The organism is Enterobacter sp. RHBSTW-01064 (assembly GCF_014103035.1).
GTDB lineage: Bacteria > Pseudomonadota > Gammaproteobacteria > Enterobacterales > Enterobacteriaceae > Enterobacter > Enterobacter mori.
The window spans coordinates 443,952-469,254 of record NZ_JABXOU010000001.1 but is presented as its reverse complement, the minus strand read 5'-3'; the positions used below and the strand labels follow the sequence as shown (position 1 = coordinate 469,254).

26 protein-coding genes and 1 riboswitch are annotated in these 25,303 nt (G+C 55.4%); of the genes, 11 read left to right on the top strand and 15 right to left on the bottom strand.

Annotated features, from left to right (window positions below):
- The first annotated feature begins 18 nt into the window (after positions 1-18).
- Entirely contained in the window at positions 19-834 is an 816-nt protein-coding gene (gene rlmA / locus HV355_RS02165) for a 23S rRNA (guanine(745)-N(1))-methyltransferase (RefSeq protein WP_120158002.1), read from the top strand.
- Here rlmA and mntP read toward each other — a convergent pair.
- From mntP to manX, 5 genes are all read right to left on the bottom strand, one after another.
- Positions 831-1,397 carry a manganese efflux pump MntP gene (gene mntP, locus HV355_RS02160; RefSeq protein ID WP_010432671.1) on the bottom strand — a complete coding sequence of 189 codons (567 nt, stop codon included), beginning with the start codon at positions 1,395-1,397 and terminating at the stop codon, positions 831-833. The genes rlmA and mntP overlap by 4 nt on opposite strands.
- A gap of 10 nt (positions 1,398-1,407) precedes the next feature.
- A riboswitch (yybP-ykoY riboswitch) is annotated at positions 1,408-1,597 on the bottom strand.
- A 197-nt stretch (positions 1,598-1,794) separates the two neighbouring features.
- Positions 1,795-2,253: a DUF986 family protein gene (locus HV355_RS02155; RefSeq protein ID WP_089598210.1), complete on the bottom strand. Its 459-nt coding sequence runs from the start codon at positions 2,251-2,253 to the stop codon at positions 1,795-1,797.
- A gap of 54 nt (positions 2,254-2,307) precedes the next feature.
- Positions 2,308-3,159, bottom strand: coding sequence for a PTS mannose transporter subunit IID (locus HV355_RS02150; RefSeq protein ID WP_006810994.1), 852 nt, complete (start codon positions 3,157-3,159; stop codon positions 2,308-2,310).
- A gap of 12 nt (positions 3,160-3,171) precedes the next feature.
- Positions 3,172-3,972, bottom strand: coding sequence for a PTS mannose transporter subunit IIC (gene manY / locus HV355_RS02145; protein ID WP_008500490.1), 801 nt, complete (start codon positions 3,970-3,972; stop codon positions 3,172-3,174).
- A gap of 47 nt (positions 3,973-4,019) precedes the next feature.
- Complete coding sequence (gene manX / locus HV355_RS02140; protein ID WP_182400774.1) at positions 4,020-4,982, bottom strand: PTS mannose transporter subunit IIAB; 963 nt, start codon at positions 4,980-4,982, stop codon at positions 4,020-4,022.
- Between the two features lie 461 nt (positions 4,983-5,443).
- On the opposite strand from manX, the gene yoaE reads away from it, so the two are divergent.
- A complete protein-coding gene (gene yoaE, locus HV355_RS02135) occupies positions 5,444-7,003 on the top strand; it encodes a CNNM family cation transport protein YoaE (protein ID WP_108417601.1) in 1,560 nt (519 codons plus the stop codon).
- A gap of 6 nt (positions 7,004-7,009) precedes the next feature.
- Here yoaE and HV355_RS02130 read toward each other — a convergent pair whose 3' ends face one another.
- From HV355_RS02130 to pabB, 4 genes are all read right to left on the bottom strand, one after another.
- The gene (locus tag HV355_RS02130) at positions 7,010-8,608 is read right to left on the bottom strand and encodes a cyclic diguanylate phosphodiesterase (RefSeq protein WP_108417602.1); all 1,599 of its coding nucleotides are present in this window, start codon (positions 8,606-8,608) and stop codon (positions 7,010-7,012) included.
- A 130-nt stretch (positions 8,609-8,738) separates the two neighbouring features.
- Complete coding sequence (gene sdaA / locus HV355_RS02125) at positions 8,739-10,103, bottom strand: L-serine ammonia-lyase (protein ID WP_010432687.1); 1,365 nt, start codon at positions 10,101-10,103, stop codon at positions 8,739-8,741.
- A gap of 184 nt (positions 10,104-10,287) precedes the next feature.
- Entirely contained in the window at positions 10,288-10,866 is a 579-nt protein-coding gene (locus tag HV355_RS02120) for a CoA pyrophosphatase (protein ID WP_108417604.1), read from the bottom strand.
- Between the two features lie 3 nt (positions 10,867-10,869).
- On the bottom strand, positions 10,870-12,198 hold the full coding sequence (gene pabB / locus HV355_RS02115; RefSeq protein WP_182401215.1) for an aminodeoxychorismate synthase component 1: 1,329 nt from the start codon (positions 12,196-12,198) through the stop codon (positions 10,870-10,872).
- Between the two features lie 61 nt (positions 12,199-12,259).
- Here pabB and HV355_RS02110 point away from each other — a divergent pair, with 61 nt between their 5' ends.
- Positions 12,260-12,442: a YoaH family protein gene (locus HV355_RS02110; RefSeq protein WP_010432696.1), complete on the top strand. Its 183-nt coding sequence runs from the start codon at positions 12,260-12,262 to the stop codon at positions 12,440-12,442.
- Between the two features lie 6 nt (positions 12,443-12,448).
- Here the strand turns inward: HV355_RS02110 and HV355_RS02105 are convergent, their stop codons facing one another.
- Complete coding sequence (locus tag HV355_RS02105) at positions 12,449-12,793, bottom strand: RidA family protein (protein WP_008500498.1); 345 nt, start codon at positions 12,791-12,793, stop codon at positions 12,449-12,451.
- 133 nt (positions 12,794-12,926) lie between these two features.
- On the opposite strand from HV355_RS02105, the gene HV355_RS02100 reads away from it, so the two are divergent.
- From HV355_RS02100 to rnd, 5 genes are all read left to right on the top strand, one after another.
- Positions 12,927-14,837 (top strand): ATP-dependent DNA helicase, encoded by a 1,911-nt coding sequence (locus tag HV355_RS02100; RefSeq protein ID WP_100166045.1) that lies wholly within the window; start codon positions 12,927-12,929, stop codon positions 14,835-14,837.
- Between the two features lie 66 nt (positions 14,838-14,903).
- The gene (gene tsaB, locus HV355_RS02095) at positions 14,904-15,599 is read left to right on the top strand and encodes a tRNA (adenosine(37)-N6)-threonylcarbamoyltransferase complex dimerization subunit type 1 TsaB (protein WP_182400773.1); all 696 of its coding nucleotides are present in this window, start codon (positions 14,904-14,906) and stop codon (positions 15,597-15,599) included.
- A gap of 37 nt (positions 15,600-15,636) precedes the next feature.
- Positions 15,637-16,218, top strand: a complete 582-nt coding sequence (locus HV355_RS02090; protein WP_182400772.1) for a Slp family lipoprotein — start codon at positions 15,637-15,639, stop codon at positions 16,216-16,218.
- A 203-nt stretch (positions 16,219-16,421) separates the two neighbouring features.
- Positions 16,422-18,107, top strand: coding sequence for a long-chain-fatty-acid--CoA ligase FadD (gene fadD / locus HV355_RS02085; RefSeq protein ID WP_126816329.1), 1,686 nt, complete (start codon positions 16,422-16,424; stop codon positions 18,105-18,107).
- Between the two features lie 83 nt (positions 18,108-18,190).
- Positions 18,191-19,306, top strand: a complete 1,116-nt coding sequence (rnd, locus tag HV355_RS02080) for a ribonuclease D (protein ID WP_159077896.1) — start codon at positions 18,191-18,193, stop codon at positions 19,304-19,306.
- 73 nt (positions 19,307-19,379) lie between these two features.
- Here rnd and minE read toward each other — a convergent pair whose 3' ends face one another.
- Genes minE through minC form a run of 3 tightly spaced genes read right to left on the bottom strand, consistent with a single transcriptional unit; the run spans position 19,380 to position 21,196 of the window.
- Positions 19,380-19,649 (bottom strand): cell division topological specificity factor MinE, encoded by a 270-nt coding sequence (minE, locus tag HV355_RS02075; protein WP_010432714.1) that lies wholly within the window; start codon positions 19,647-19,649, stop codon positions 19,380-19,382.
- A gap of 3 nt (positions 19,650-19,652) precedes the next feature.
- Positions 19,653-20,465 carry a septum site-determining protein MinD gene (gene minD, locus HV355_RS02070; protein WP_089598218.1) on the bottom strand — a complete coding sequence of 271 codons (813 nt, stop codon included), beginning with the start codon at positions 20,463-20,465 and terminating at the stop codon, positions 19,653-19,655.
- Between the two features lie 23 nt (positions 20,466-20,488).
- Complete coding sequence (gene minC / locus HV355_RS02065; RefSeq protein WP_010432720.1) at positions 20,489-21,196, bottom strand: septum site-determining protein MinC; 708 nt, start codon at positions 21,194-21,196, stop codon at positions 20,489-20,491.
- 123 nt (positions 21,197-21,319) lie between these two features.
- Here minC and HV355_RS02060 point away from each other — a divergent pair, with 123 nt between their 5' ends.
- The 3 genes from HV355_RS02060 to HV355_RS02050 all read left to right on the top strand — a co-directional run bounded on the left by HV355_RS02060 (position 21,320) and on the right by HV355_RS02050 (position 22,836).
- Positions 21,320-21,595 (top strand): YcgL domain-containing protein, encoded by a 276-nt coding sequence (locus HV355_RS02060; protein WP_089598219.1) that lies wholly within the window; start codon positions 21,320-21,322, stop codon positions 21,593-21,595.
- A 47-nt stretch (positions 21,596-21,642) separates the two neighbouring features.
- Entirely contained in the window at positions 21,643-22,302 is a 660-nt protein-coding gene (locus tag HV355_RS02055; RefSeq protein ID WP_174339729.1) for a fumarylacetoacetate hydrolase family protein, read from the top strand.
- 93 nt (positions 22,303-22,395) lie between these two features.
- A complete protein-coding gene (locus HV355_RS02050) occupies positions 22,396-22,836 on the top strand; it encodes a YcgN family cysteine cluster protein (RefSeq protein WP_023336059.1) in 441 nt (146 codons plus the stop codon).
- A 115-nt stretch (positions 22,837-22,951) separates the two neighbouring features.
- Here the strand turns inward: HV355_RS02050 and dsbB are convergent, their stop codons facing one another.
- Together dsbB and nhaB are read right to left on the bottom strand one after the other, a co-directional pair.
- Positions 22,952-23,482: a disulfide bond formation protein DsbB gene (dsbB, locus tag HV355_RS02045; RefSeq protein ID WP_089598221.1), complete on the bottom strand. Its 531-nt coding sequence runs from the start codon at positions 23,480-23,482 to the stop codon at positions 22,952-22,954.
- A gap of 143 nt (positions 23,483-23,625) precedes the next feature.
- On the bottom strand, positions 23,626-25,164 hold the full coding sequence (gene nhaB, locus HV355_RS02040; protein WP_182400771.1) for a Na(+)/H(+) antiporter NhaB: 1,539 nt from the start codon (positions 25,162-25,164) through the stop codon (positions 23,626-23,628).
- Positions 25,165-25,303: the final 139 nt, after the last annotated feature.

The following is a 25,303-nucleotide window of genomic DNA, read 5'->3' as shown; positions in this document are numbered from 1 at the left end:
TATGCCCCCGGAGTTGTCATGTCCTTCAGTTGTCCCCTTTGCCATGCGCATCTGCTGCGCTCAGAGAAAAGCTTTACCTGTCCGCAGGGACATCAGTTTGATATGGCCAGGGAAGGGTACGTGAATCTTCTCCCTGTGCAGCACAAGCGCTCCCGCGACCCGGGTGATAGTGCAGAGATGATGCAGGCGCGCCGTGCGTTTCTGGATGCAGGACATTACCAGCCGCTTCGGGACACCGTTGCGCAGGTGCTGGCGCATCGCCTGCCTGATAATGCTACCGCTGTGCTGGATATCGGCTGTGGCGAAGGCTACTACACGGCAACGTTTGCAGAGATTGCCCGCGAGAAGGGCGCAGAGACTTTTGGTCTGGACGTGGCAAAAGTGGCGATTCGCGCGGCGGCAAAACGCTATTCAGCCGTAACGTTTTGTGTGGCATCCAGCCACAGGCTGCCGTTTGACGACGCCAGCATGGACGCCATTATCCGCATTTATGCGCCCTGCAAAGCGGAAGAGCTGGCGCGCGTGGTGAAACCGGGTGGCTGGGTGATCACCGTCACGCCAGGACCACGGCATCTGATGGAATTGAAAGGGCTGATTTACGACGAAGTGCGTTTGCACGCGCCTCACTCTGAACAGCTGCCGGGTTTTATGCTGCAACAGGAACACACTGTGGCGTATGAAATGGAGCTCAAAGGGGAGGAGGCAGTAGCGTTGCTGCAGATGACGCCGTTCGCGTGGCGGGCAAAACCAGAGGTGTGGGAAACGTTATCAAAGCAGACCGTTTTTCGCTGCCAGACTGATTTCAGTATCCACGTCTGGCAGCGCGAGGTTTAACCGGCGAAATGCGCCCAGAGGATTTGAGCGCCAATACCGATTAACACGATACCGCCCAAAATTTCGGCTCGCTTGCCCAGCAGCGGGCCGATAAACCGACCCACCATCATCCCCAGCGTTGACATAATCAACGTAGCGCAGCCGATGGCCAGTGCAGTTGCAATAATATTGACCTGCAGGAATGCCAGACCGACACCGACCGCCATAGCATCGAGGCTGGTGGCAATCGCCGTGGTGACCAGCAGCCAGAAGCCGTGGCGATGTTGTGGCTCATCATCCTCATCGCTGTTACCGCGAAAACCTTCGATGACCATTCTCCCCCCCAGGAACACCAGCAGGACGAATGCAATCCAGTGGTTCCACTCCAGCACGAACTGGCTGGCGAGCATCCCCAGACCCCAGCCAATAAGCGGCGTTAGCGTTTCGATAGCACCAAAAATCAGGCCGGTACGCAGGGCTTCTGAGAATTTAGGTTTGTGGAGCGTGGCGCCTTTTCCGATGGAAGCAGCAAATGCGTCCATGGACATGCCAAAAGCAAGGAGGATCGTAGCGGAGATGTTCATAACAGCGTCCAGACCGGGGATATCCATATGACACATCACTGCCCCCAGTAAACAGCAGTTGATGTATCTATGGTCTCGCCTGATCGCAACACACCTGAAATGTGCTGAAAGCGATCCGTACGCGCCACGTTTTTCAACGAGTATGTTGACACGTACATTTCCTGGGAACAGGAAATCGGCTACTCCCCAACGACGGGCGCAACCTTAACATATTTTGAGAATATAAAACAACAATGAAGCAGGCTTAATTTAGCTGCTTTTCTGATAACGATTTTCATTTAGATTTATGCGTGAAAATATCGTTAATAAATATAAGTTAAGATGATGGGGGATATAGCAACGGCTATATTGTCTGCACGCGAATATCGGACTTTATAGCCGATGCTATAATAATAACCTATTGAGTTTTAAGGAGTAATCTGGAGATCTTTTCAAGGTCATCAATATTCTTGACCCGAATCAGCAGACGACGCTGTTCTAATTGCATCACCAACACACCGTCTTCGGATAAATTCATCTCTTTAATGCGGTTATATTCTATCCAGACATTGGCGAAGAAGAATCCGTGTTTTTTAAAAATGATTTTTGGCGAGCGGATCCAGAACAGGTAAATCGCCATTAATGCCAGCGCACATAATAACCATGTGGTTAATAGTGCACCGTTGCTGGTCACGTTGTTGTAGATCAGAATGACGATCAGGCCCGCGAAGATGAATCCATCAACGCGCCCGCGTCGCAGAAGGGGAAGAGAAAGCAGCGTCTCGCCGTGGCGGCGGGGCATGATGAACTCGTCATAGATCGCGTAAGCCATAAGGGCAACAATAAACAAAACCAGTACGATGTCCGTGACAGTCATTCATCCTCCAGATAAAAAGACCGGGGGCAAGCCCCCGGCGTATAGCATTGAAACTTATAGGCCCAGCAGACCGACAGCGTAGCCCGCGATACCGATGACGAAGAAGCCAACGATGATCCACAGCGGGTTCACTTTCTTACGCAGCAGCCACATACAGGCGAAGGTCAGCAGCAGCGGCACCAGGCCCGGCATCAGCTGGTCCAGAATCGTCTGCACGGTAGTCACACGCGTCTGACCATCCTGGCCGGTGATGGTCGATACCACCAGCGGGATGTTTACGTGCGTCCACTTGTTAACCAGTGCCCCCATCACAAACAGGCCGAGGATTGACGCCCCCTCGGTCAGTTTCTGCAGGAAGCCGCCGCCCATGTCCTTAACGATATCCACGCCTTTACGGTAGCCGTAAGCCACACCGTAGTAACGGGTCAGCAGGCGTACTGCGTTGAAGAGGATGAAGAACAGCAGTGGGCCAAGCAGGCTGCCGCTCATCGCGATACCGGCACCCAGTGCCGCGAAGACCGGACGAACGGTGCCCCAGAAGATCGGGTCACCGACACCGGCCAGCGGGCCCATCAGGCCGACTTTGATACCGTTGATGGCACCATCGTCAATCTCTGCGCCGTTCGCACGCTGCTCTTCCATCGCCAGCGTTACGCCCAGTACGGGGGCCGCAACGTAAGGATGGGTGTTGAAGAATTCCAGGTGACGCTTAATCGCCTGACGACGTGCTTCGTTGTTTTCCGGATACAGGCGTTTGATTGCCGGTACCATGGAGAAGCAGAAGCCCAGCGCCTGCATACGTTCGAAGTTCCATGAACCCTGGAACAGGTTAGAACGAATGAACACGCCACGAATATCACCCGGAGTGAGTTTTTTCTCAGTGGTAGTTTTTGTCATATCAACCATTTCGCTCACCTGCTAGTCCAGTTCGTTATCGAGATCGTTGTTACCAGCAGCCTGCGCTGGGGCACCCGCGACGCGGTTATATTTCGGGCTGAGCTGGATGTAGAGAATCGCCATCACTGCACCAATCACACCCAGAGCGACCAGGTTGAAGTTGGTGAAGGCGGCGGTCACGAAGCCGAGGTAGAAGAACGGCATCAGGTAGCCTGCGCGCATCATGTTGATGACCATCGCGTAACCGACAACCACGATCATGCCGCCTGCGATGTTCAGACCGCCGGTGACCACTTCTGGAATGGCGTTCAGCATGCTCTGGACTTCACTCGTACCGACAGAGATCGCCACGATAACCGCCGGGATCGCAATACGCATCGCTTGCAGGAACAGGGACGACACGTGGATCCAGGATAGCGCCGTCAGGTTGCCGTTTTCGGCCGCCTTATCCGCCGCGTGCTGGAAGGCAACGGTGATGGTACGCACGATGATGGTCAGAACCTGGCCTGCTGCAGCCAGTGGGATCGCCAGGGCGATACCGGCACCAATGCTTTGATGACCGGCAATAACCAGAACGGTTGAGATAATCGACGCCAGCGCGGCATCGGGCGCAACCGCTGCACCGATGTTCATCCAGCCGAGGGCGATCATTTCCAGGGTACCACCGATGATGATACCGGTTTTCATATCACCGAGAACGGCACCGATCAACGTACAGGCCACCAGCGGACGGTGGAACTGAAATTCATCAAGTACGGATTCCATACCCGCAATACATGCGACGACGAACACCAGCACAATCTGAAGAGTGGTAATCTCCATTGTACTTCTCCTATTGCATAAGCTTTATGTGAAAAACCGGCGCGGGCTTATTTCCCAACTTTGCCGATCAAATCCATCATTTTCAGTTTCTGATCCGTGGAAACCTTACGGGCTTCCAGCTCAATACCGCGTGCATTCAGCTTGTTGAATGCCTCAATATCTTTTTCATCAACCGAAATCGCGTTGTTGACCTGCGTTTTGCCCTGACGGAAAGCCATACCACCAATGTTAACGGAGGTGATTTTCACGCCGCCTTCAACAATGCGCTCGACGTCTGTTGGGTTAGTGAACAGAAGCATCACGCGCTCGCCCGCATATTTCGGGTTGTTGTAGACGCGGATCATCTTGGCCACATCCACCACGTGCGCGGTAACGCCTGGAGGGGCAACCTGAGTCAGAAGGGTTTTACGTACGGTATCCGCAGCCACTTCGTCACTGACGACGATGATGCGGCGAACGTTGGTCTCTTTGGTCCAGCGTGTCGCCACCTGGCCGTGGATTAAGCGGTCATCAATACGCGCAAGCCCGATGACCATATAATCGTTCGGGCCCATCGGTTTCGCTGGGGCTGCAGCTTTCGGTGCCGCCGCAACCGGGGCGGTTTTTTCAACCGGTTGCGCTTTCAGCGCCTTAACGCCTTCACGCCCGGTTTCCACCGCCAGGGCCACAAGCTCATCGAAGCTCGGGTTGTCGTCGCGCGCCATGAAGGTTTCCACCAGCATCGGGATATTCACCCCGGCGACAACTTCATAGTGCTCTTTATCGACGACAATGCGGCTGGCAGCATTAAACGGGCTGCCGCCCCACGTATCGACGAGAAACAGCACGCCTTTGCTGGTATCCAGCTTCGCGAGTTGAGCGTTGTACTTCTCTATCAGCGTCTCGGCGTTTTCACCGGGAACGAAATCGATCCAGCCGACGTTTTCCTGCTCGCCCAACAGCATCTCTGCCGTCTTGAGTAGCTGCTCAGCAGCCCAACCATGTGTGCCTATGACAATAGCAATGGTCACTTGCTACCTCCTTTTATTATCATTAATACGCCTGTCGGGCAGACGTACTGAGAATCGTATTGGCGAACCGAATCGATTCAGATAAGGGTTAGAGTTAAATTAACTAAGACTTCCGCGAATTATTTTAGACAGTGAAAAAATAATTTATGTGATGAAGATCCGTAATTTAGCTTTCCCGATCGAGAAAATTCTCAACACAAATTTAGTCTTATTGCGTTTTTGCAAAAGAACGTAAATCTTTGCGTAAAACCTGTTATCTCTGATATGTTTAGCCTCCGTTTAATTGTTCAGGAGTACAGGGCTACAGCCCGCTATATGGACCGTCACCGACGTCAGTCATCTACCAGGCCATTCCGCGCCTTTTTCGCCGGCGATCCTCGCCAGATCTCGTCTCTGTTTGCCTCTGTTTTGCCCACATTGAGTGGGGCACCGTTTTGTCATTCCTTTAGCAGGAGCTTGCCATGGAATTCTTAATGGACCCATCAATCTGGGTAGGATTGCTCACGCTGGTCGTACTTGAGATCGTTCTCGGTATTGATAACCTGGTCTTCATCGCCATCCTTGCTGACAAACTGCCGCCAAAACAGCGTGATAAAGCACGTCTGATTGGTCTGTCGCTGGCCTTGATCATGCGACTGGGCTTGCTGTCCGTCATTTCGTGGATGGTCACGCTGACCAAGCCACTGTTCTCCGTGATGGATTACACCTTCTCCGGCCGTGACTTGATCATGCTGATCGGGGGGATATTCCTGCTCTTCAAAGCGACGACGGAGCTACACGAACGGCTTGAAAACCGGCAGCATGATGATGGTCATGGTAAGGGCTATGCCAGCTTCTGGGTCGTGGTTCTGCAAATTGTCGTGCTTGACGCGGTCTTCTCGCTGGATGCGGTTATTACCGCGGTCGGTATGGTGAACCACCTGCCGGTGATGATGGCGGCTGTCGTCATTGCGATGGCGGTGATGCTGCTGGCGTCGAAACCGCTGACGCGTTTCGTGAACCAGCACCCAACGGTGGTCGTGCTGTGTCTGAGCTTCCTGCTGATGATTGGTCTCAGCCTGGTGGCAGAAGGCTTTGGCTTCCATATTCCGAAAGGCTACCTGTACGCCGCGATTGGTTTCTCAATCATCATTGAGCTGTTTAACCAGATTGCGCGCCGTAACTTCATTAAGCAGCAGTCAAACCAGCCGCTGCGCGCCCGTACCGCTGATGCGATTCTGCGCCTGATGGGCGGTCGTCGCCAGGTGAACGTGCAGTCTGATAGCGAGAGCCGTAACCCGGTTCCGGTCCCTGAAGGGGCATTTGTTGAAGAAGAGCGCTACATGATCAACGGCGTGCTCTCCCTGGCCTCCCGTTCCTTGCGTGGGATAATGACCCCGCGCGGTGAAATCAGTTGGGTGGATGCCAACTTGAGCGTGGACGAGATTCGCCAGCAGCTCCTCTCTTCACCGCACAGCCTGTTCCCGGTGTGCCGTGGCGAACTGGATGAAATCATCGGCGTGGTCCGTGCCAAAGAGATGCTGGTGGCGCTGGAAGAGGGCGTCAACGTGGAAGCGATTGCGGCCTCGTCGCCTGCGATTGTCGTTCCGGAAACGCTGGATCCCATCAACCTGCTGGGCGTGCTGCGTCGCGCACGCGGTAGCTTCGTTATCGTCACCAACGAATTTGGCGTGGTTCAGGGTCTTGTCACGCCGCTGGACGTACTGGAAGCGATTGCGGGGGAATTCCCGGATGCGGACGAAACGCCGGAAATCGTTGCGGACGGCGAAGGTTGGTTGGTCAAAGGTACTACTGACCTGCACGCGCTCTCGCACACGCTGGGGCTGGAAAATGTCATTAACGATGAAGAAGACATTGCCACCGTGGCAGGGCTTGTGATTTCGGTTAACGGTCAGATCCCGCGTATCGGCGATGTGATTGAACTGCCGCCGTTGCATATCACCATTGTCGAAGCCAACGACTATCGCGTTGATATGGTGCGTATTGTTAAAGAGCAATCTGCACACGACGAAGAAGAGTAAACTTTTTCAGCGTAACGGCATTAAGGGCACGATGTGTCCATTGTGATGTGCTGGCGGGGGAGAACTTCCCGCCAGCCATTTCGGAAACTCCCGCAGCGGCATTGGCCGCGCAAAGAAATATCCCTGCAAAATATGCACCCCGTGGCGACGTAAATACCGTGACTGTTCCTCGGTTTCTACTCCTTCCGCCACCAGTTCAATATTCAGCCGCTGGCCCAGCGCAATAATGATATCCGTCACCGTTGAGTTTACGGCATCGGTCCCGATGGCGGTGGTGAAGGATTTATCAATTTTCAGCACGTCAGGATGGAGCTTTTCGAGCCAGGAGAGTGAACTGTTGCCGGTGCCAAAATCATCAATGGCGAGCTTAACGCCTTTTCGATGCAGCTCGCGCACTATGCGGTAATCCACGTCCCTCAGGGCATCGCGCTCCGTAAGCTCAACCACCAGCTGCTGGGCCGGGTTTGCACTGAACCACGATTGATTCAGATCCTGCAGCAGGGCGGCGTGGCGGAAGTGGCTGGCGGCCACGTTAATACCGATATGAAAATCGGACGTGGCCGGGAAGTAGCCTATCTGACGTACCGTTTCGGTGATGACATAGCGGGTGAGCGGAATAATCAGGTTGTGTTCTTCTGCCAGAGGAATAAATACGTCCGGCGAGATCCACCCCTGACGAGGGTTATTCCAGCGCAGCAGGATCTCAACGCCGACGCAATCCTGGGTGCGGGCATTGACCAGAGGTTGGCAAAACAGCTCAAATTCCCGCGCCGCAAGCCCCATGTTTATTTCCCATGTAAAGCTCATTCGACGCGCGGTGGCCAGCCAGGCAATGTAGCCCAGCAGCATGCTCAACATCAGTGCCAGCGGTAACTGTGTCGGCAGATTTTTGAGTGCTATTGAGCCTGGACCCGGCCCGCTCACGGTGATGCTGAAGGGGTAGCGCGTTGATGCCAGCGACAGAAGCACATCGCCATCATCAAACGTCAGGGTATCCGTAACCTGCTGACCGTAGCGCAGGTAATGATTACCGACGGATAAACCCACATCGGTAATCAGTGGTCGCTGCGGTTCAAGGATCATTCTGGTGAGAAGGTCGATATTGACAACCTCCATCACCCCGTCCTCGCCGTCACCTGAAGCCGGATACCACTGAATGAGGATCGGGCTGCCCTTCAGCAACCACTGGTCGGTCGACAATACCAGCCGGGGTTCTTGCGCGGGAAAAATCGGCAGGAACGTGCTTGCAGGCACGCTGCGTGAACCGAAAATGCTCGAGCAGTAGAGAAGTCCATCTTTAATCAGGGCAATTGAGCGGACGGTCTGCAGAATGGCCGCCTGTTTGCGTAATACCAGTTGGGCCTGGCTGCAGGGCTGTCCAACCTGGGCCTGTAGCACATCGCGTCGGTTTTCCAGTGAAAGCAGCACTTTTTCGAGGGAGTGTACCGTATGGTCAGCAAAATTCTGGATGCGCTCCTGATTGACGTTACGCTGCGAAATAAACCGAATGCCCAACGTCAGGATGAGCGTAAGGAGCGCAACCGTGACACAGACGATAACGCGTTTTCGGCGATAATCTTTAATGATCGCTTGTGCTTTTTGCATGAACGGTCGCTCTGTAAGCCACCAGCCCCAAAAGCCGGACGCAACAGAGAAAGTGTAGTGGGGATTACATAATGAGACGAGGCGTGACGTTAAAATTCGCCCATCCGTTGCAGATGGGCGAAGGGAAGTATTAGTCGCACTGCACCTTAATGGCCAGACCGCCTCGTGAGGTTTCACGGTATTTGGCGTTCATATCCTTGCCGGTTTCGTACATGGTTTCGATCACTTTATCCAGTGAAACGCGAGGTTCACTGGTACGACGCATCGCCATACGGGAGGCGTTGATCGCTTTAACCGAGGCAATGGCGTTACGCTCGATGCAAGGCACCTGCACCTGGCCTGCCACCGGGTCACAGGTCAGCCCCAGGTTATGCTCCATGCCGATTTCAGCCGCCACGCACACCTGCTCAGGGCTTGCACCCAGCAGTTCCGCGAGGCCAGCCGCCGCCATGGAGCAGGCTACGCCCACTTCACCCTGACAGCCTACTTCCGCACCAGAAATTGAGGCGTTCATCTTGTACAGCGCACCGATCGCACCCGCCGCCAGGAAGTAACGGATGTAGATATCCGCCGTCACCGGTTCGATAAAGTGGTCATAGTAGGCCAGTACCGCTGGCACAATGCCGCATGCACCGTTGGTTGGCGCCGTCACGACGCGGCCACCGGCGGCGTTCTCTTCGTTCACGGCCAGGGCAAACATGTTCACCCAGTCGACCACGTTCATCGGATCGTTAGAGAACTTGTCTGTCGTCACCAGCATACGGCGCAGCGCGGAGGCACGGCGCGGCACGCGAAGTGGACCCGGCAATACGCCTTCGGTATTCATCCCGCGATCGATACAGGCACGCATGGTTTGCCAGACGTTTGCAAAATAGTCTTCAATCTCTTTCTTGCTGTGCAGCGCCAGTTCGTTCTGCATCACCATGCCGGAAAGCGACAGGCCGGTCTCTTTGCAGTAGCCCAACATCTCGGTAGCAGATTTGAACGGGTAGGGCACGTTAACGTCGCCTACGCTGTCTTTGCCAAAATGTTCTTCATCAACGATAAAACCGCCGCCGATGGAGTAGTAGGTTTTGCTGTAGATCTCTTTTTCGCCGTTCCACGCATGGATGGTCATGCCGTTTTCATGCAGCGGCAGGTTGTCGCTGCGAAAACGCATGCCGTCATCCTGTGGGAAATCCACTTCGTGCTGGCCGTTTGCCAGCAGCAGGCGACCGCGCGCTTCCACGTCGCGGATAAATGCCGGAATGGCATCAATATCAACGGTGTCCGGCATATTACCTGCCAGACCCATAATAATGGCGATATCGGTGTGGTGGCCTTTACCCGTTAATGACAGCGAACCGTAGACGTCTACGGCAACACGGGTAACGCTTTCCAGTAATCCTTTTTCGACCAGATCATCGACGAACTGTTTACCGGCCTTCATCGGCCCTACAGTGTGGGAAGAAGACGGACCAATCCCCACTTTGAACATGTCGAATATACTAATCACTTTTACACTCCTGACAGGGTTACCGGGGTTCCAGTAACGATGTTATAACTGCGCATAGTGTAAGAGGGAACACCAACCTCGGCTTAACTATTCACATGAATTAAACTAATGGTTAACGATGGTTTTGCTAATAGCGCGACAGCGATCGCAAACCTGCCAGAAAAGGGTGAAATGTAAAGTATAGTCAAGGTTTCAGGCCGATCTGCAACGCCAGCTCACGAATGATGCCCGCCGTCATGCCCCAGACAAAATAATGCTGATACCAGGACAACCACACCCGATGGTCATGTCCACGACGCTGAATATCCAGCGGGTGATAACGGCTCAGTCGGAGGGCTTCTTCCAGCGGCATTTCAAACACCGCAGAGACTTCATCGACGCTGGCGTGATACTGAAGATCGGGGGGAATAATGCCGACCACCGGGGTCACCTGGAAACCGGTGACGCTGTCGACAGGGGGTAATACGCCAACGATCTCGACGGCTTCCGGTGGAATCGCGACCTCTTCCTGTGCTTCCCGTAGCGCGGCGGCAATCAGCGACGCATCGGTGCTATCCACTGCGCCGCCCGGAAAGGCGACCTGACCGGCATGTTTACGCATATGCGGCGATCGCTGGGTGAGCAGCAGGCCCGGCTGTTCGCGCCGCACCACCGGGATCAGCACCGCCGCCTGACGTTGATTCAGCGCTTCACGGTTCACCGCAGGTCGCAAAAGCTGAAAGCGCGATAAAAAATCATCCAGCGTCAGGTTCTCTTTTTCCACCCGTCAGGTCTCCAGCTGTTGAAGGATACGGTTAACTTTATCAAAAGTTTCCTGATATTCCGCATCGACCTGGCTGTCGGCCACAATGCCGCCCCCTGCGGAACAGTACAGATTCCCGTCGCAGGCGGTTAGCGTGCGGATAGTGATACTGGTATCCATGGTCCCGCAAAGGCTCACATAGCCGATGCTGCCGCACCAGGCGTTGCGGCGGTGCGGCTCCAGTTCATCGATAATTTCCATCGCCCGCACTTTGGGGGCGCCGGTGATGGAGCCTCCCGGAAACGCGGCGCGGAGCAGATCGCAGGCTGTGCGCGAGGCGGGCAGCTGTGCGGTGACGGTGCTGACAAGATGATGCACCGCCGGGAAAGGCTCGACGACGAACAGTTCGGGCACGCGGACGCTGCCCGGCACCGCGACCCGGCCGATATCGTTACGCATCAGGTCGACGATCATCAGGTTTTCCGCGCGGTCTTTCGGGGAGGCGGCGAGTTTTTCCGCCTGCTTGCGGTCGGCCTCGGGATCGGCAAGACGCGGCAAAGTGCCTTTAATCGGACGGGTTTGAATCATGCCCTCGGCCAGATGAATAAAACGCTCGGGCGACAGGCTGAGGACCGCTCCCTGTTCCAGACGCACAAACGCGCTGAAAGGCGCCTTATTGCTGGCATTAAGACGGCTAAACGCCTGCCACTCATCTCCCCGGTATGCCGCCTGGAAACGTTGGGCGAGGTTGACCTGGTAGCAGTCACCGCTGTGCAGATACGCCTGAACGTGCGCGAATTTTTCGGCATACTCCGCTGCGCTCATATTTGAACGCCAGTCGGAGGTCAGCGTGAACGGCTCTGCAGGTGCAGGCTGTTGCGCCTCAAGCCACACCAGACGCGCCTGCACGTCACGATGGCTTAGCAGGGAAACCGTTTTTTTCTGGTGATCAACAATTAATGCCCAGTCGTAAAGCCCCACCGCCATATCGGGCAGCGGAATATCATCCTGAGCAAGATCAGGCAGCGTTTCGAAACGGCGACCCAGATCGTAACCAAACAGGCCCAGCGCGCCCCCCTGAAAAGGCAGGTCCGGGTTCGGTGTGGCAGATAAGCCCAGCGCGTTAATGGCTTGCTGAAGCTGCACCAGCGGATCGTCCGTTAACGGCAGGTCATCGGTTGTCAGCGTCTTGACCGGGTCGGCCACGACAATATCAAACCGGCTGTAGGGGTGATCCGCATGGCCGGAGTGCAGCAGCATCGCAAACGGAAGGTGGCTCAGGCGAGCAAACCAGAACTCAGCGGCGTCAGCACGCCAGGGCAGGGTAATAACAGTGGGGAAGCGCATGTTCATGTATGGCATACTACCGGGCAGCGTGAAATAATTAGCGCGAATAATTTAGCAGGAGTTGACGATGTTTGCAGGTTTACCTTCTCTGAGCCATGAACAGCAGCAGAAAGCGGTTGAACGTATCCAGGAACTGATGTCCCAGGGGATGAGCAGCGGACAGGCGATTGCTCAGGTGGCGGAAGAACTGCGCGCCACCCATACCGGCGAGCGGATCGTGGCGCGTTTTGAGGATGAAGATGAAGAATAATCGGGCTTAAACTGCCGCGATAATTTTAATCTCGACCTTGTACTCCGGTTTCATCAGCGTGGCCTGTACGGTGCAGCGTACAGGCGCGTGACCCGCCACCACCCACGCATCCCAGGCTTTGTTCATCGCCGCGAAATCGTCCTTGTTTGCCAGGAAAATCGTCGCATCCAGAATGCGCGATTTGTCGCTGCCCTGTTTTTCCAGCACCGCGTCAATCTGCGCCAGGGTGTTCGCCGTCTGCTCGAACGCATCCGCGTCCAGGTTAGCCGGTACGCCGGTGTAGTAGAGCGTCTGGTTATGGATCACCACATCAGACCAGCGGGCTTCGGCATCAATGCGCACAATCGTCATAAACGTTTCCTCGTTATTTTGCGTATTCAGGCGGCAAGACTGCCATATTGTGCATCTGTCGTCACTATTTGGGGTGGCACATGAAAGGATGGGCTGACATAATCCCTGTGCAAAAATACAGTGAGAGAGCACCGTGGCAGACGATTTTTCCCCTGAAGGTCAATTAGCGCAGGCTATCCCCGGCTTCAAACCCCGTGAACCTCAGCGTCAGATGGCGCACGCCGTTGCGCACGCTATCGATAAGGCTCAGCCGCTGGTGGTCGAAGCCGGAACCGGCACGGGTAAAACCTATGCTTACCTTGCTCCGGCGCTGCGCGCGAAGAAGAAGGTGATTATTTCCACCGGATCGAAGGCGCTGCAGGATCAGCTCTACAGCCGCGATTTGCCCACGGTGGCGAAAGCGCTGAAATACAAAGGGCGTCTGGCTCTGCTGAAAGGGCGTTCTAACTACCTTTGCCTTGAGCGACTCGAGCAGCAGGCGCTGGCGGGTGGCGATCTGCCGGTACAGACGCTGAGCGACGTCATTATCCTTCGGTCATGGGCGAACCAGACCGAAGAGGGGGACATCAGCACCTGCGCGAGCGTGCCGGAAGACTCTCCAGCCTGGCCGCTGGTGACCAGCACCAACGATAACTGCCTCGGCAGCGATTGCCCGCTGTATAAAGACTGCTTTGTGGTTAAAGCCCGCAAAACTGCCATGGACGCCGACGTCGTGGTGGTAAACCATCACCTGTTTCTCGCGGATATGGTGGTCAAAGACAGCGGTTTCGGCGAGCTGATCCCTGAGGCTGACGTGATGATCTTCGATGAAGCGCACCAGCTCCCGGATATCGCCAGCCAGTATTTCGGCCAGTCGCTCTCGAGCCGCCAGCTTCAGGACCTGGCGAAAGATTTCACCATCGCCTATCGCACCGAATTAAAAGATACCCAGCAGCTGCAGAAATGCGCCGACCGCCTTGCGCAGAGCGCGCAGGATTTCCGCTTACAGCTCGGCGAGCCGGGCTATCGCGGTAACCTGCGAGAGCTGCTGGCGGACAAAAATATCCAGCGCGCGCTGCTGCTGCTCGATGATGCCCTGGAACTCTGCTACGACGTGGCGAAACTCTCGCTTGGACGCTCCGCGCTGTTAGATGCAGCGTTTGAACGCGCCACGCTGTATCGCGGGCGGCTCAAACGGCTGAAAGAGATTAACCAGCCGGGCTTCAGCTACTGGTATGAGTGCACCTCGCGGCATTTCACGCTGGCGCTCACGCCGCTGACGGTGGCGGATAAATTTAAAGAGGTGATGGCGCAAAAACCGGGAAGCTGGATCTTCACCTCGGCAACCCTGTCGGTGAATGACGATCTGCATCACTTCACGGAACGTCTTGGCATTGAGGAGGCGGAATCGCTGCTCCTGCCCAGCCCGTTCGATTACGAAAAACAGGCGCTGCTCTGCGTTCCCCGTAATCTGCCGCTGCCGAACCAGCCGGGCGCGGCGCGCCATCTGGCGGCGATGTTAAAACCGATGATTGAGGCCAACAACGGCCGCTGCTTTATGCTCTGCACCTCTCACGCCATGATGCGCGACCTCGCCGAGCAGTTCCGCGCTACCATGACGCTGCCGGTTCTGCTGCAGGGCGAAACCAGCAAAGGCCAGCTGTTACAGCAGTTTGTTTCCGCCGGTAATGCCCTGCTGGTGGCGACCAGCAGCTTCTGGGAAGGGGTCGACGTGCGCGGCGATACCCTCTCGCTGGTCATCATCGACAAACTGCCGTTTACGTCCCCGGACGATCCGCTGCTGAAGGCGCGGATGGAAGATTGCCGTCTGCGCGGAGGCGATCCGTTTGACGAGGTCCAGCTGCCGGACGCGGTGATTACCCTCAAGCAAGGGGTAGGGCGTTTGATCCGCGACGTCACCGATCGCGGCGTGCTGGTTATCTGTGATAACCGACTGGTGATGCGCCCTTACGGTGCCACCTTCCTCGCCAGCCTGCCGCCCGCCCCGCGGACGCGGGACATAAAACGCGCGGTGCGCTTCCTGGCAAACCCAACGGCGGAGTAATTCGCCCCGGAATGTGCTAAGATGCGCGCCATTTTGTGACTGACCCTTGCGAGAGCGCGACGACTGATGCGAATTCTGGCTATTGATACCGCGACAGAGGCTTGCTCTGTCGCTCTGTTGAACGACGGTGCTGTTTCTGCTCATTTCGAAGAGTGCCCACGGGAACACACCCAACGTATTCTGCCCCTGGTAAAAGCCATGTTAACCCAGGGTAACACCTCCTTAACCGACCTCGACGCGCTGGCCTTTGGCCGTGGCCCTGGCAGCTTTACGGGCGTGCGTATCGGGATTGGCATTGCGCAGGGGCTGGCGCTGGGCGCTGAACTGCCGATGATCGGCGTCTCTACCCTCGCCACCATGGCGCAGGGGGCCTGGCGTATGACTGGCGCAACCCGCGTGCTTGCGGCCATTGATGCCCGCATGGGCGAAGTTTACTGGGCTGAATATACCCGTGATGAAAACGGCGTCTGGCACGGTGAAGAGACGGAAGCCGTGTTGACGCCTGAAGCCGTCACCGAACGCCTGAAACAGCTCTCAGGCGAGTGGGCGACGGTAGGGACGGGCTGGCCGGCATGGCCGGAAATGGGGAACGACACCGGCGTAACGCTGGTTGACGGCAATATGCTTCTGCCTGCCGCCGAAGATATGCTTCCCATTGCCTGTCAGCTGTTCGCGAAAGGAAAAACCGTTGCTGTTGAACAGGCTGAGCCGGTTTATTTACGAAACACCGTTGCGTGGAAGAAACTTCCAGGCCGCGAGTGAATCTCAGTAACAGGAACTGAGAAAAAGGAGTCGCATCATGGCGGTTCAAACTAAAGTTGTTCGCCTTTTAATGGCAGGCGTTGTTGCCACAGCACTGAGCGGTTGCGTAACCATTCCTGATGCGATTAAGGGCAGTAGCCCAACGCCACAGCAGGATCTGGTGCGCGTCATGAATGCACCTGAGCTGTATGTTGGGCAGGAATCGCGCTTCGGCGGCAAGGTGATCGAGGTCTTTAACCAGCAGGGTAAAACCCGTCTGGAAATTGCGACGGTGCCGCTGGACAGCGGTGCCCGCCCCGTTCTGGGGGAGGCCTCGCGCGGGCGCATTTATGCAGACGTCAGCGGTTTCCTTGACCCGGTCGATTTCCGTGGGCAACTGGTGACCGTTGTTGGGCCGATTACCGGTTCGGTGCAGGGCAAAATCGGCAGCACGCCGTATAAATTTATGACTATGCAGGTGACGGGCTACAAACGCTGGCGTATTGCCCAGCAGGTCGTCATGCCGCCACAGCCGATCGATCCGTGGATGTGGGGTCCTCATCCTTACCGTTATGGTTACCCCGGCTGGGGCTGGTATAACCCGGGCCCGGCGCAGGTTCAAACGATCGTAACTGAGTAACTAACTGTTATTATTAGGAAAGAGACAGCGGCTCAGCCGCTGTCTCTGTTTTTTTACGGATAAAATGAAAAAAAAGAGTGACGCGCTTCGCAACCTGCAATCTGAACAATTAATAAACTGGTACGCTGAGTTAATATAATGTTAACAAACTGTTTATTATCGGGGCTGTGATGACGACGAATACTCATTTCAGAGGTGATGCATTGAAAAAGGTTTGGCTTAACCGGTATCCCGCAGATGTGCCTGCGGAGATCAATCCTGACCGTTATCAATCCCTGGTTGAATTATTTGAACACTCGGTGCGGCGTTACGCTGACCAGCCTGCGTTTGTGAACATGGGCGAAGTGATGACCTTCCGTAAGCTGGAAGAGCGTAGCCGGGCGTTTGCGGCGTATTTACAGGAAGGGCTGGGACTGCAAAAAGGGGACCGCGTCGCGCTGATGATGCCAAACCTGCTGCAATACCCGGTAGCGCTGTTCGGCATCCTGCGAGCCGGGATGATTGTCGTCAACGTGAACCCGCTGTATACCCCGCGTGAACTTGAGCATCAGTTGAACGACAGCGGCGCGGTCGCAATTGTCATTGTCTCGAATTTTGCCCACACGCTGGAAAAAGTGGTCGACAGAACCCAGGTAAAACACGTCATTTTGACGCGCATGGGCGATCAGCTTTCCACGGCCAAAGGCACGCTGGTTAACTTTGTCGTTAAATATGTGAAGCGGCTGGTACCCAAATATCACCTGCCGGACGCCATTTCCTTCCGCCGTGCGCTGCACGCGGGCTACCGTATGCAATACGTCAAGCCAGAAGTGGTATCAGAAGATCTCGCCTTCCTGCAGTATACCGGTGGCACCACCGGCGTGGCGAAAGGCGCGATGTTGACGCACCGGAATATGCTGGCGAACCTTGAACAGGTGAACGCTACTTACGGGCCTCTGCTGCATCCGGGCAAAGAGGTGGTAATCACCGCGCTTCCGCTGTATCACATCTTTGCGCTGACCATGAACTGCCTGCTGTTTATTGAGCTGGGTGGTCAGAACATCCTCATCACCAATCCGCGCGATATCCCGGGCCTGGTGAAAGAGCTGGCGAAATATCCGTTCACCGCCATGACGGGGGTGAATACCCTGTTTAATGCGCTGCTCAATAATAAAGAGTTCCAGCAGCTGGATTTCTCCACGCTGCACCTCTCCGCAGGCGGCGGGATGCCCGTTCAGCAGGCGGTCGCCGAGCGCTGGGTGAAGCTGACCGGTCAGTATCTGCTGGAAGGCTATGGTCTGACGGAGTGCGCGCCGCTGGTGAGCGTGAACCCGCACGACATTGACTACCACAGCGGCAGCATTGGCCTGCCTGTTCCGTCAACCGAAGCGAAGCTGGTGGATGATGAGGATAACGAAGTGCCTCATGGTGAGCCAGGCGAGCTGTGCGTAAGAGGGCCGCAGGTGATGCTGGGCTACTGGCAACGTCCGGATGCTACGGACGAGATCATCAAAGACGGCTGGCTGCATACCGGCGATATTGCCGTGATGGACGACGAAGGTTTCCTGCGCATTGTCGATCGTAAGAAAGACATGATCCTGGTCTCCGGCTTTAACGTCTACCCGAACGAAATCGAAGATGTGGTCATGCAGCACAGCGGCGTGCTCGAAGTGGCGGCTGTGGGCGTCCCTTCCGGCAGCAGCGGTGAAGCGGTGAAGATATTTGTGGTCAAGAAAGATCCTTCGCTGAATGAGGAAGAGCTGATAACCTTCTGCCGTCGTCAGTTGACGGGCTACAAGGTGCCGAAGCTGGTGGAATTCCGCGATGAACTGCCAAAATCCAACGTCGGGAAGATATTACGACGAGAATTACGTGACGAAGCCCGTGCCAAAGTAGACAATAAGGCCTGAGCTTCACGTTAATCGCCCAGACGCCGGTTAAGCCGGCGTTTTTTATGGGTGCAAACAAAAGAGAAAATGATTTGAATTACCAGATGATCACGACCAACGACGAGCTGGCTTCGCTGTGCGAAGTGACGCGCGACTATCCCGCCATCGCCCTGGATACCGAGTTTGTCCGTACGAGAACCTATTATCCGCAGCTGGGCCTGATTCAGATGTACGACGGCAAACATGTCTCGCTGATTGACCCGCTCGGTATTACCGACTGGGCACCAATGCGCGAGTTGCTGCTGGATACGGCCGTGACCAAATTCCTGCATGCGGGCAGTGAAGATCTGGAAGTGTTTATGAATACCTTTGGCATCATGCCGCAGCCGCTCATTGATACGCAGATCCTCGCGGCGTTCAGCGGGCGTCCGCTCTCATGGGGCTTTGCTGCCATGGTTGAGGAATACACCGGCCTGACGCTGGACAAAAGCGAATCCCGTACCGACTGGCTGGCGCGTCCGCTGACCGAGCGTCAGCTGGAATATGCGGCGGCAGACGTCTTCTACCTGCTGCCGATTGCCGGACAGCTGATGAAGGAGGCAGAAGCCTCCGGCTGGCTGTCTGCTGCGCTGGATGAGTGCCGAATGACCCAGCAGCGTCGTCAGGAAGTGGTTGACCCGAAAGAGGCCTGGCGCGACATCACGAACGCCTGGCAGCTTCGCACGCGTCAGCTGGCGTGCCTGCAGCTGTTAGCGGACTGGCGTTTGCGCAAAGCGCGCGAGCGCGACCTGGCCGTGAACTTTGTGGTGCGCGAAGAGCATCTCTGGGCGGTCGCGCGCTACATGCCGGGCAGCATGGGCGAGCTGGACAGCATTGGTCTCTCCGGGAGCGAAATTCGTTTCCACGGTAAAACCCTGCTCGCGCTGGTGGCGCAGGCACAGCAAACGGCGGATGAAGACCTGCCGGAACCGCTGCTGAATCTGATGGATATGCCGGGCTATCGTAAAGCGTTTAAAGATATCAAGGCGCTGGTGCAGGACGTCGCAACGGAAAGCAAGCTGAGCGCGGAGCTCCTGGCATCACGTCGTCAGATTAATCAGTTGCTGAACTGGCACTGGAAGCTGAAGCCGCAGAATGGGCTGCCGGAGATGGTGGCGGGATGGCGCGGAGAATTGATGGCCGATCGCCTGAATACGCTGCTGGAAGGTTATCCGCGATAAAAATATGCCGGGCGATATACCCGGCATATTCCCCCGGTGGCGCTGCGCTTACCGGGGCTACGAAATCACAAACCTACGGACGCGACTCTTCCGCTTCTGGCAACGTAACGTTTAGCTCCAGAATCGAAATATCCCCGTCTTTTTGCTCCAGCTGTACGGTGACCATCTCCGGGTCAATCTGCACGTACTTACAGATCACTTCCAGGATGTCCTTGCGCAGCTGCGGCAGGTAGTGAGGCTCGGCGTCGCTACGACGACGCTCCGCAACGATAATTTGCAGACGTTCTTTTGCGATGTTGGCGGTGCTTTTTTTCCGCGAGAGAAAAAAGTCCAGTAATGCCATAACTTATCCTCCGAACAGGCGTTTGAGGAAACCTTTCTTCTCTTCTTCAATGAAGCGGAAAGGACGTTCTTCTCCCAGCAGACGGTCAACGGTATCGGCGTAAGCTTTACCTGCATCTGCCATCGTATCCAGAATCACTGGCTCACCCTGGTTAGAAGCGCGTAACACGGACTGATCTTCCGGGATAACGCCAACCAGCTTGATGCGCAGGATCTCAAGCACGTCTTCCATGCTCAGCATGTCACCTTTATTCACGCGGCCCGGGTTGTAACGGGTCAGCAGCAGGTGCTCTTTGATCGGTTCCTGACCATTTTCCGCACGGCGGGATTTAGAGGCGAGGATACCGAGAATTCGGTCTGAGTCACGCACGGACGAGACTTCAGGGTTCGTGGTGATGATGGCTTCATCCGCGAAGTAGAGCGCCATCAGCGCACCGGTTTCGATACCGGCAGGGGAGTCACAGACGACGAAGTCGAACTCCATCTTTTTCAGATCGTCGAGCACCTTTTCCACGCCTTCGCGGGTCAGCGCGTCTTTGTCACGCGTCTGGGAAGCAGGGAGGATGTAGAGGTTCTCGGTGCGCTTGTCTTTAATCAGCGCCTGGTTAAGCGTGGCATCGCCCTGGATGACGTTGACGAAGTCATACACGACGCGACGCTCACAACCCATGATCAGGTCCAGGTTACGCAGGCCGATATCGAAATCGATAACGACGGTTTTCTTTCCCTTCTGGGCCAAACCAGTAGCGATGGCCGCGCTGGAGGTGGTCTTGCCAACGCCTCCTTTACCCGAAGTAACAACAATAATGCGTGCCATAGAAATTCCTTGTTAAAAAGGGATCAATTCAACGGTTGAACGGTCAACGCGTCGTCTGCCAGCAGCAGACGAGCCGCTTTGCCATAAAATTCGGCTGGGATCTTGTCGCTCAGCCAATATTCACCTGCGATGGACACCAGTTCCGCCGTCAGGTGACTACAAAATATTTGTGCTTCCCGATCGCCACTTGCGCCCGCGAGCGCACGCCCACGCATCATACCGTAGACGTGAATATTGCCATCCGCAATCAGTTCAGCGCCAGCACTGACGTGGCTTGTAACAATTAGATCACAGTTTGGCGCATAAATTCGCTGACCGGAACGAACCGGCACATCAATCAATCGCGTTTTTGTGACAGGTGTAACGTTTTGAACCGGGGGAGGGGGCGTCTGCACTGCCGCTGGGGCCGAACGAGGGGCTTTTTCTTTGCCTTCGGTCAGAAGCGGTAGCCCTGCCCGGTCAATCTCGGCTTTCAGTTCAGCATCTTTACAGCCGCTAATGCCGACAATACGCAGCCCGGTGGATGAAACCGCCTGCTGGAGAAGTTTCCAGTTAACCGGGGCATCCAGACCGCTCACATTGACGACAACGGGGGCATGTTTCAGAAAGGCGGGTGCCTGCGCGATTTTATCTTCTAACGCCTGACGAATAACCTCGGGTTTTGCATCATGCAAATGAACCACTGATAAGGTGAAGCTACTGCCTTTAAGCTCGATGGGCGTGTTTGACATCCTGGCCTTACTCAATTTGCTATTAACCGCAACAACTCGCTGCGATATTCCGAAGAGTATCAGGCATGTTATAGTCAGGAGTATATTGAGGCAAGCAACCACCCATTAATTCAGAGTAAAAACATGTTTTGTGTGATCTATAGAAGTACAAGCCGTGACCAGACCTATCTTTATGTCGAAAAGAAAGACGATTTTTCGCGCGTGCCTGAAGAATTAATGAAAAACTTTGGCCGCCCTCAGCTGGCGATGCTGCTGCCGCTTGACGGGCGTAAGACGCTGGTGAATGCCGATCTGGAAAAAGTGAAATTGGCATTAACCGAGCAAGGCTATTATTTACAGCTTCCGCCACCACCCGAGAATTTATTAAAACAGCATCTTGAGGTGAACGGAAAGAAATAAACCCGGACGCTTCCGGGAACAACACATCAACCGTTTAGGGGTCGACCATGTATCAACATCATAACTGGCAAGGTGCATTACTGGATTATCCCGTCAGCAAAGTCGTCTGCGTGGGCAGCAACTACGCAAAACACATTCAGGAAATGGGCAGCGCGACGCCAGACGAGCCGGTCCTGTTTATTAAGCCCGAAACCGCACTCTGCGATATTCGCCAGCCGCTGGCGTTACCGCAAGGGTTGGGTTCTGTCCACCACGAAGTGGAGCTGGCCGTGCTGATTGGCGCCACGCTGCGCCAGGCTTCTGAAGAGCATGTCCAAAAAGCGATTGCCGGTTACGGTGTCGCCCTGGATCTCACCCTGCGTGATGTGCAGGGCAAGATGAAGAAAGCGGGGCAACCGTGGGAAAAAGCCAAAGGCTTTGATAACTCCTGCCCCATTTCGGGTTTTGTTCCGGTGAGCGAGTTTACTGATGACCCGCAGGACACCCCGCTCAGCCTGAAGGTGAACGGCGAGGTTCGCCAGCAGGGCACCACGGCCGACATGATTCACAAGATCGTCCCGCTGATTGCCTACATGAGCCGCTTCTTCACCCTGAAACCGGGTGATGTGATCCTGACCGGTACGCCAGAGGGCGTCGGCCCGCTCAACGGTGGCGATGAGCTTGAGGTCAGTTTCAACGGCCTGTCGCTGAAAACACGCGTGCTGTAAAAACACCTTGCCGCCCGAAATGGGCGGCAAAACTTGCATCAACGTGCCAGACTCGTTATAAGGTGCGCTTTCTTTTGACGTGTGGACATCCTGATGAACGACATCCCTTTCTGGCAAAGTAAAACGCTCGACGACATGACCGACGCGGAGTGGGAGTCGTTGTGCGACGGCTGCGGACAGTGCTGCCTGCACAAGCTGATGGATGAGGACTCCGACGAGATCTATTTCACCAACGTCGCCTGCAAGCAACTGAACATCAAAACCTGCCAGTGCCGCAACTACGAACGCCGCTTCGAGTACGAGCCGGACTGCATCAAATTAACCCGTGAAAATTTGCCGACCTTTGAGTGGTTACCGCACACCTGCGCGTATCGCCTGCTGGCGGAAGGAAAAGATCTGCCGAAATGGCATCCGCTGCTGACCGGCTCTAAAGCGGCTATGCACGGCGAACGCATTTCCGTGCGCCATATTGCGGTGAAAGAGTCTGAAGTGCGGGACTGGGAAGACCACATCATGAATCACCCTAATCGGTGATAATAAAAAACCCGCCGAGGCGGGTTTTTTATTATGCGCTGTTGTGTCGGGTGGCGCTGCGCTTACCCGATCTACAAAACCGTAGGCCCGCGCAAGCGAAGCGCCGCCGGGCAACTTAGCGCCCGAACAGATCGCGTTTCTTCGGCTTAAACGGCTGGGCAATCAGCACCAGCAGGGCCACAACGAAGTAGGCCACAAAAATACCCACCAGCCACTGCGGCATCTCCAGCGTCAGGAATTCCCACTGGCGCACAGAACAGTCGCCGGACGCCACAAACACCTGCGGCAGCCACTTATCCAGCGGCAGCCAGCTCGGGAAGCGGGCGGCAAAATCACAGGTCATAAACGGTGACGGATGCAGCTGCATCATGGTGTGCTCCCAGGAGAGTTCAATTCCCTTCCAGGCACTGTACAGCCAGATAGCGATACCGGCATAGCGTAACGGTGATTTCGGGGCAATCGCGCCCACCAGACCCGCGCCCATAATGCCGAACAATGCGCAACGTTCGTAGATACACAGCACGCAGGGCTTCAACCCCATCACATGCTGGAACCACAACGCGACCATTTCCAGCGCAAAGGCGGTCAGGGCCATTAACAACCACGCTCCGCGACCGCGAGAGCACTGGTTTAAAAATCTCAACATAATCATTTCCCTGGAACATGCTTAGAAAGCGCAGTGTAAACGAATTCGTTTTCCGCGCCACCTGTACCTGACGAAATAAAACGTAATTGGATGTTTATCATGCGAAAAGGCAAACGGGCAGCGAACTGCCCGATTTACACATCTTAATGCGCGGCAAGTATACCCGCTTGTATCAGCCAGTGCGTATAAGGAATGAGGGTAATTTTGACGCAAAGCAAACCCACAATCGTCAGTACCAGCGTATAGGGCAGGGCCATCCAAACCATTCTTCCATAAGAAAGTCGTATGAGTGGCGCAAGCGCTGAGGTCAGCAGGAACAGGAATGCGGCCTGGCCGTTAGGTGTCGCCACGGAAGGGAGGTTAGTGCCGGTGTTGATCGCCACCGCCAGCAGCTCAAATTGTTGAGCGCTGATAACGCCTTGCTCCATGGCTGCTTTCGCTTCGTTGATATACACCGTGCCGACAAAAACGTTGTCGGAAATGGAGGAGAGCAAACCGTTAAACAGGTAAAACAGCGAAAGCTGGGCGTCGGGCGCGGCCTGTAATACAAAGGCAATAATCGGCGCAAACAGGTGCTGATCGATAATCACCGCCACTACCGCAAAGAATACCGCCAGCAGCGCGGTAAACGGCAGGGCTTCGGTAAAGGCTTTGCCGATAGCGTGCTCGTCGGTCACGCCGCTAAAGGTGGTGGCGAGTATAATAACCGACAGGCCAATTAACCCCACCTCAGCAAGATGAAAAGCCAGCGCGGCGATAAGCCAGACGCCAATGATGCCTTGTGCGGTCAGGCGTAGCGTATCCTGGCGTGTGCGCTGACGGCGACTTTGCTCGTCAAATGTATGCAGCTCCTGTCGTACCGTTTCAGGCAGCTTCGCGCCGTAACCAAAGACGCTGAATTTCTCGACAAGAATACAGGTGACGACGCCGCAGATGAGCACCGGAACGCTCACTGGCGCCATGCGCAGGAAGAATTCGCCGAAATGCCAGTCCGCCGCTTTGGCGATGATCAGGTTTTGCGGTTCCCCCACCATCGTCATCACGCCGCCCAGCGCTGTCCCCACACCCGCATGCATCATCAGGCTACGCAGGAATGCGCGGAACTGCTCCAGCACCTCACGGTTATGCGCGTCGACATGGCTATCGTCCTGCAAATCCTCACCGGGTCGAGAAGACGCGACGCGATGATAAATGCCGTAAAAGCCGACGGCCACGCTAATCACGACGGCCACCACCGTCAGGGCATCAAGGAAGGCCGACAGAAACGCTGCCGCGAGACAAAACGCCACCGACAGGATCGTTTTTGAGGGAATGCTCAGCAGCAGCCGGGTAAAGATAAACAGCAGTAGCTGCTTCATAAAGTAGATGCCAGCCACCATAAACATCAGCAGCAGAAGCACCTCAAGATTGGATGCCAGCTCCTGTTTAACATGCTCCGCGCTGGTCATGCCAATCACCACCGCTTCAAATGCCAGCAGGCCGCCGGGAAGGAGTGGATAGCATTTCAGCGCCATCGCCAGGGTGAAGATAAATTCCGCCACCAGCAGCCATCCGGCAACAAACGGATTGACATAAAACAGGATGGGGTTAACGACCAGGAATACCAGAAGTATGAGTTTGTACCAGTCAGGTGACTGGCCTAAAAAGTTGCGCCACAGCGCGCGGCCAAATGAAATTTCCACGACAGACGTCCTTCCCCGTCAAATAAGGCAAAACATCAGTATACGCAAAAATGGTGACGTAGAGGGGCATTAGGTCAAATTGTAAATTTCACAAAAATGAAACGGCGATCCCTCTTTTCTCTCTTTGCTGCGCTATCTG

Bases quoted from the DNA above. Each gene is read 5' to 3' on its own strand.
- rlmA (WP_120158002.1), top strand. From the start codon at position 19: ATGTCCTTCAGTTGTCCCCTTTGCCATGCGCATCTGCTGCGCTCAGAG.
- mntP (WP_010432671.1), bottom strand. From the start codon at position 1,397: ATGAACATCTCCGCTACGATCCTCCTTGCTTTTGGCATGTCCATGGAC.
- HV355_RS02155 (WP_089598210.1), bottom strand. From the start codon at position 2,253: ATGACTGTCACGGACATCGTACTGGTTTTGTTTATTGTTGCCCTTATG.
- HV355_RS02150 (WP_006810994.1), bottom strand. From the start codon at position 3,159: ATGGTTGATATGACAAAAACTACCACTGAGAAAAAACTCACTCCGGGT.
- manY (WP_008500490.1), bottom strand. From the start codon at position 3,972: ATGGAGATTACCACTCTTCAGATTGTGCTGGTGTTCGTCGTCGCATGT.
- yoaE (WP_108417601.1), top strand. From the start codon at position 5,444: ATGGAATTCTTAATGGACCCATCAATCTGGGTAGGATTGCTCACGCTG.
- HV355_RS02130 (WP_108417602.1), bottom strand. From the start codon at position 8,608: ATGCAAAAAGCACAAGCGATCATTAAAGATTATCGCCGAAAACGCGTT.
- pabB (WP_182401215.1), bottom strand. From the start codon at position 12,198: ATGAACATGCGCTTCCCCACTGTTATTACCCTGCCCTGGCGTGCTGAC.
- HV355_RS02110 (WP_010432696.1), top strand. From the start codon at position 12,260: ATGTTTGCAGGTTTACCTTCTCTGAGCCATGAACAGCAGCAGAAAGCG.
- HV355_RS02105 (WP_008500498.1), bottom strand. From the start codon at position 12,793: ATGACGATTGTGCGCATTGATGCCGAAGCCCGCTGGTCTGATGTGGTG.
- tsaB (WP_182400773.1), top strand. From the start codon at position 14,904: ATGCGAATTCTGGCTATTGATACCGCGACAGAGGCTTGCTCTGTCGCT.
- HV355_RS02090 (WP_182400772.1), top strand. From the start codon at position 15,637: ATGGCGGTTCAAACTAAAGTTGTTCGCCTTTTAATGGCAGGCGTTGTT.
- rnd (WP_159077896.1), top strand. From the start codon at position 18,191: ATGATCACGACCAACGACGAGCTGGCTTCGCTGTGCGAAGTGACGCGC.
- minE (WP_010432714.1), bottom strand. From the start codon at position 19,649: ATGGCATTACTGGACTTTTTTCTCTCGCGGAAAAAAAGCACCGCCAAC.
- minD (WP_089598218.1), bottom strand. From the start codon at position 20,465: ATGGCACGCATTATTGTTGTTACTTCGGGTAAAGGAGGCGTTGGCAAG.
- minC (WP_010432720.1), bottom strand. From the start codon at position 21,196: ATGTCAAACACGCCCATCGAGCTTAAAGGCAGTAGCTTCACCTTATCA.
- HV355_RS02060 (WP_089598219.1), top strand. From the start codon at position 21,320: ATGTTTTGTGTGATCTATAGAAGTACAAGCCGTGACCAGACCTATCTT.
- HV355_RS02055 (WP_174339729.1), top strand. From the start codon at position 21,643: ATGTATCAACATCATAACTGGCAAGGTGCATTACTGGATTATCCCGTC.
- HV355_RS02050 (WP_023336059.1), top strand. From the start codon at position 22,396: ATGAACGACATCCCTTTCTGGCAAAGTAAAACGCTCGACGACATGACC.
- dsbB (WP_089598221.1), bottom strand. From the start codon at position 23,482: ATGTTGAGATTTTTAAACCAGTGCTCTCGCGGTCGCGGAGCGTGGTTG.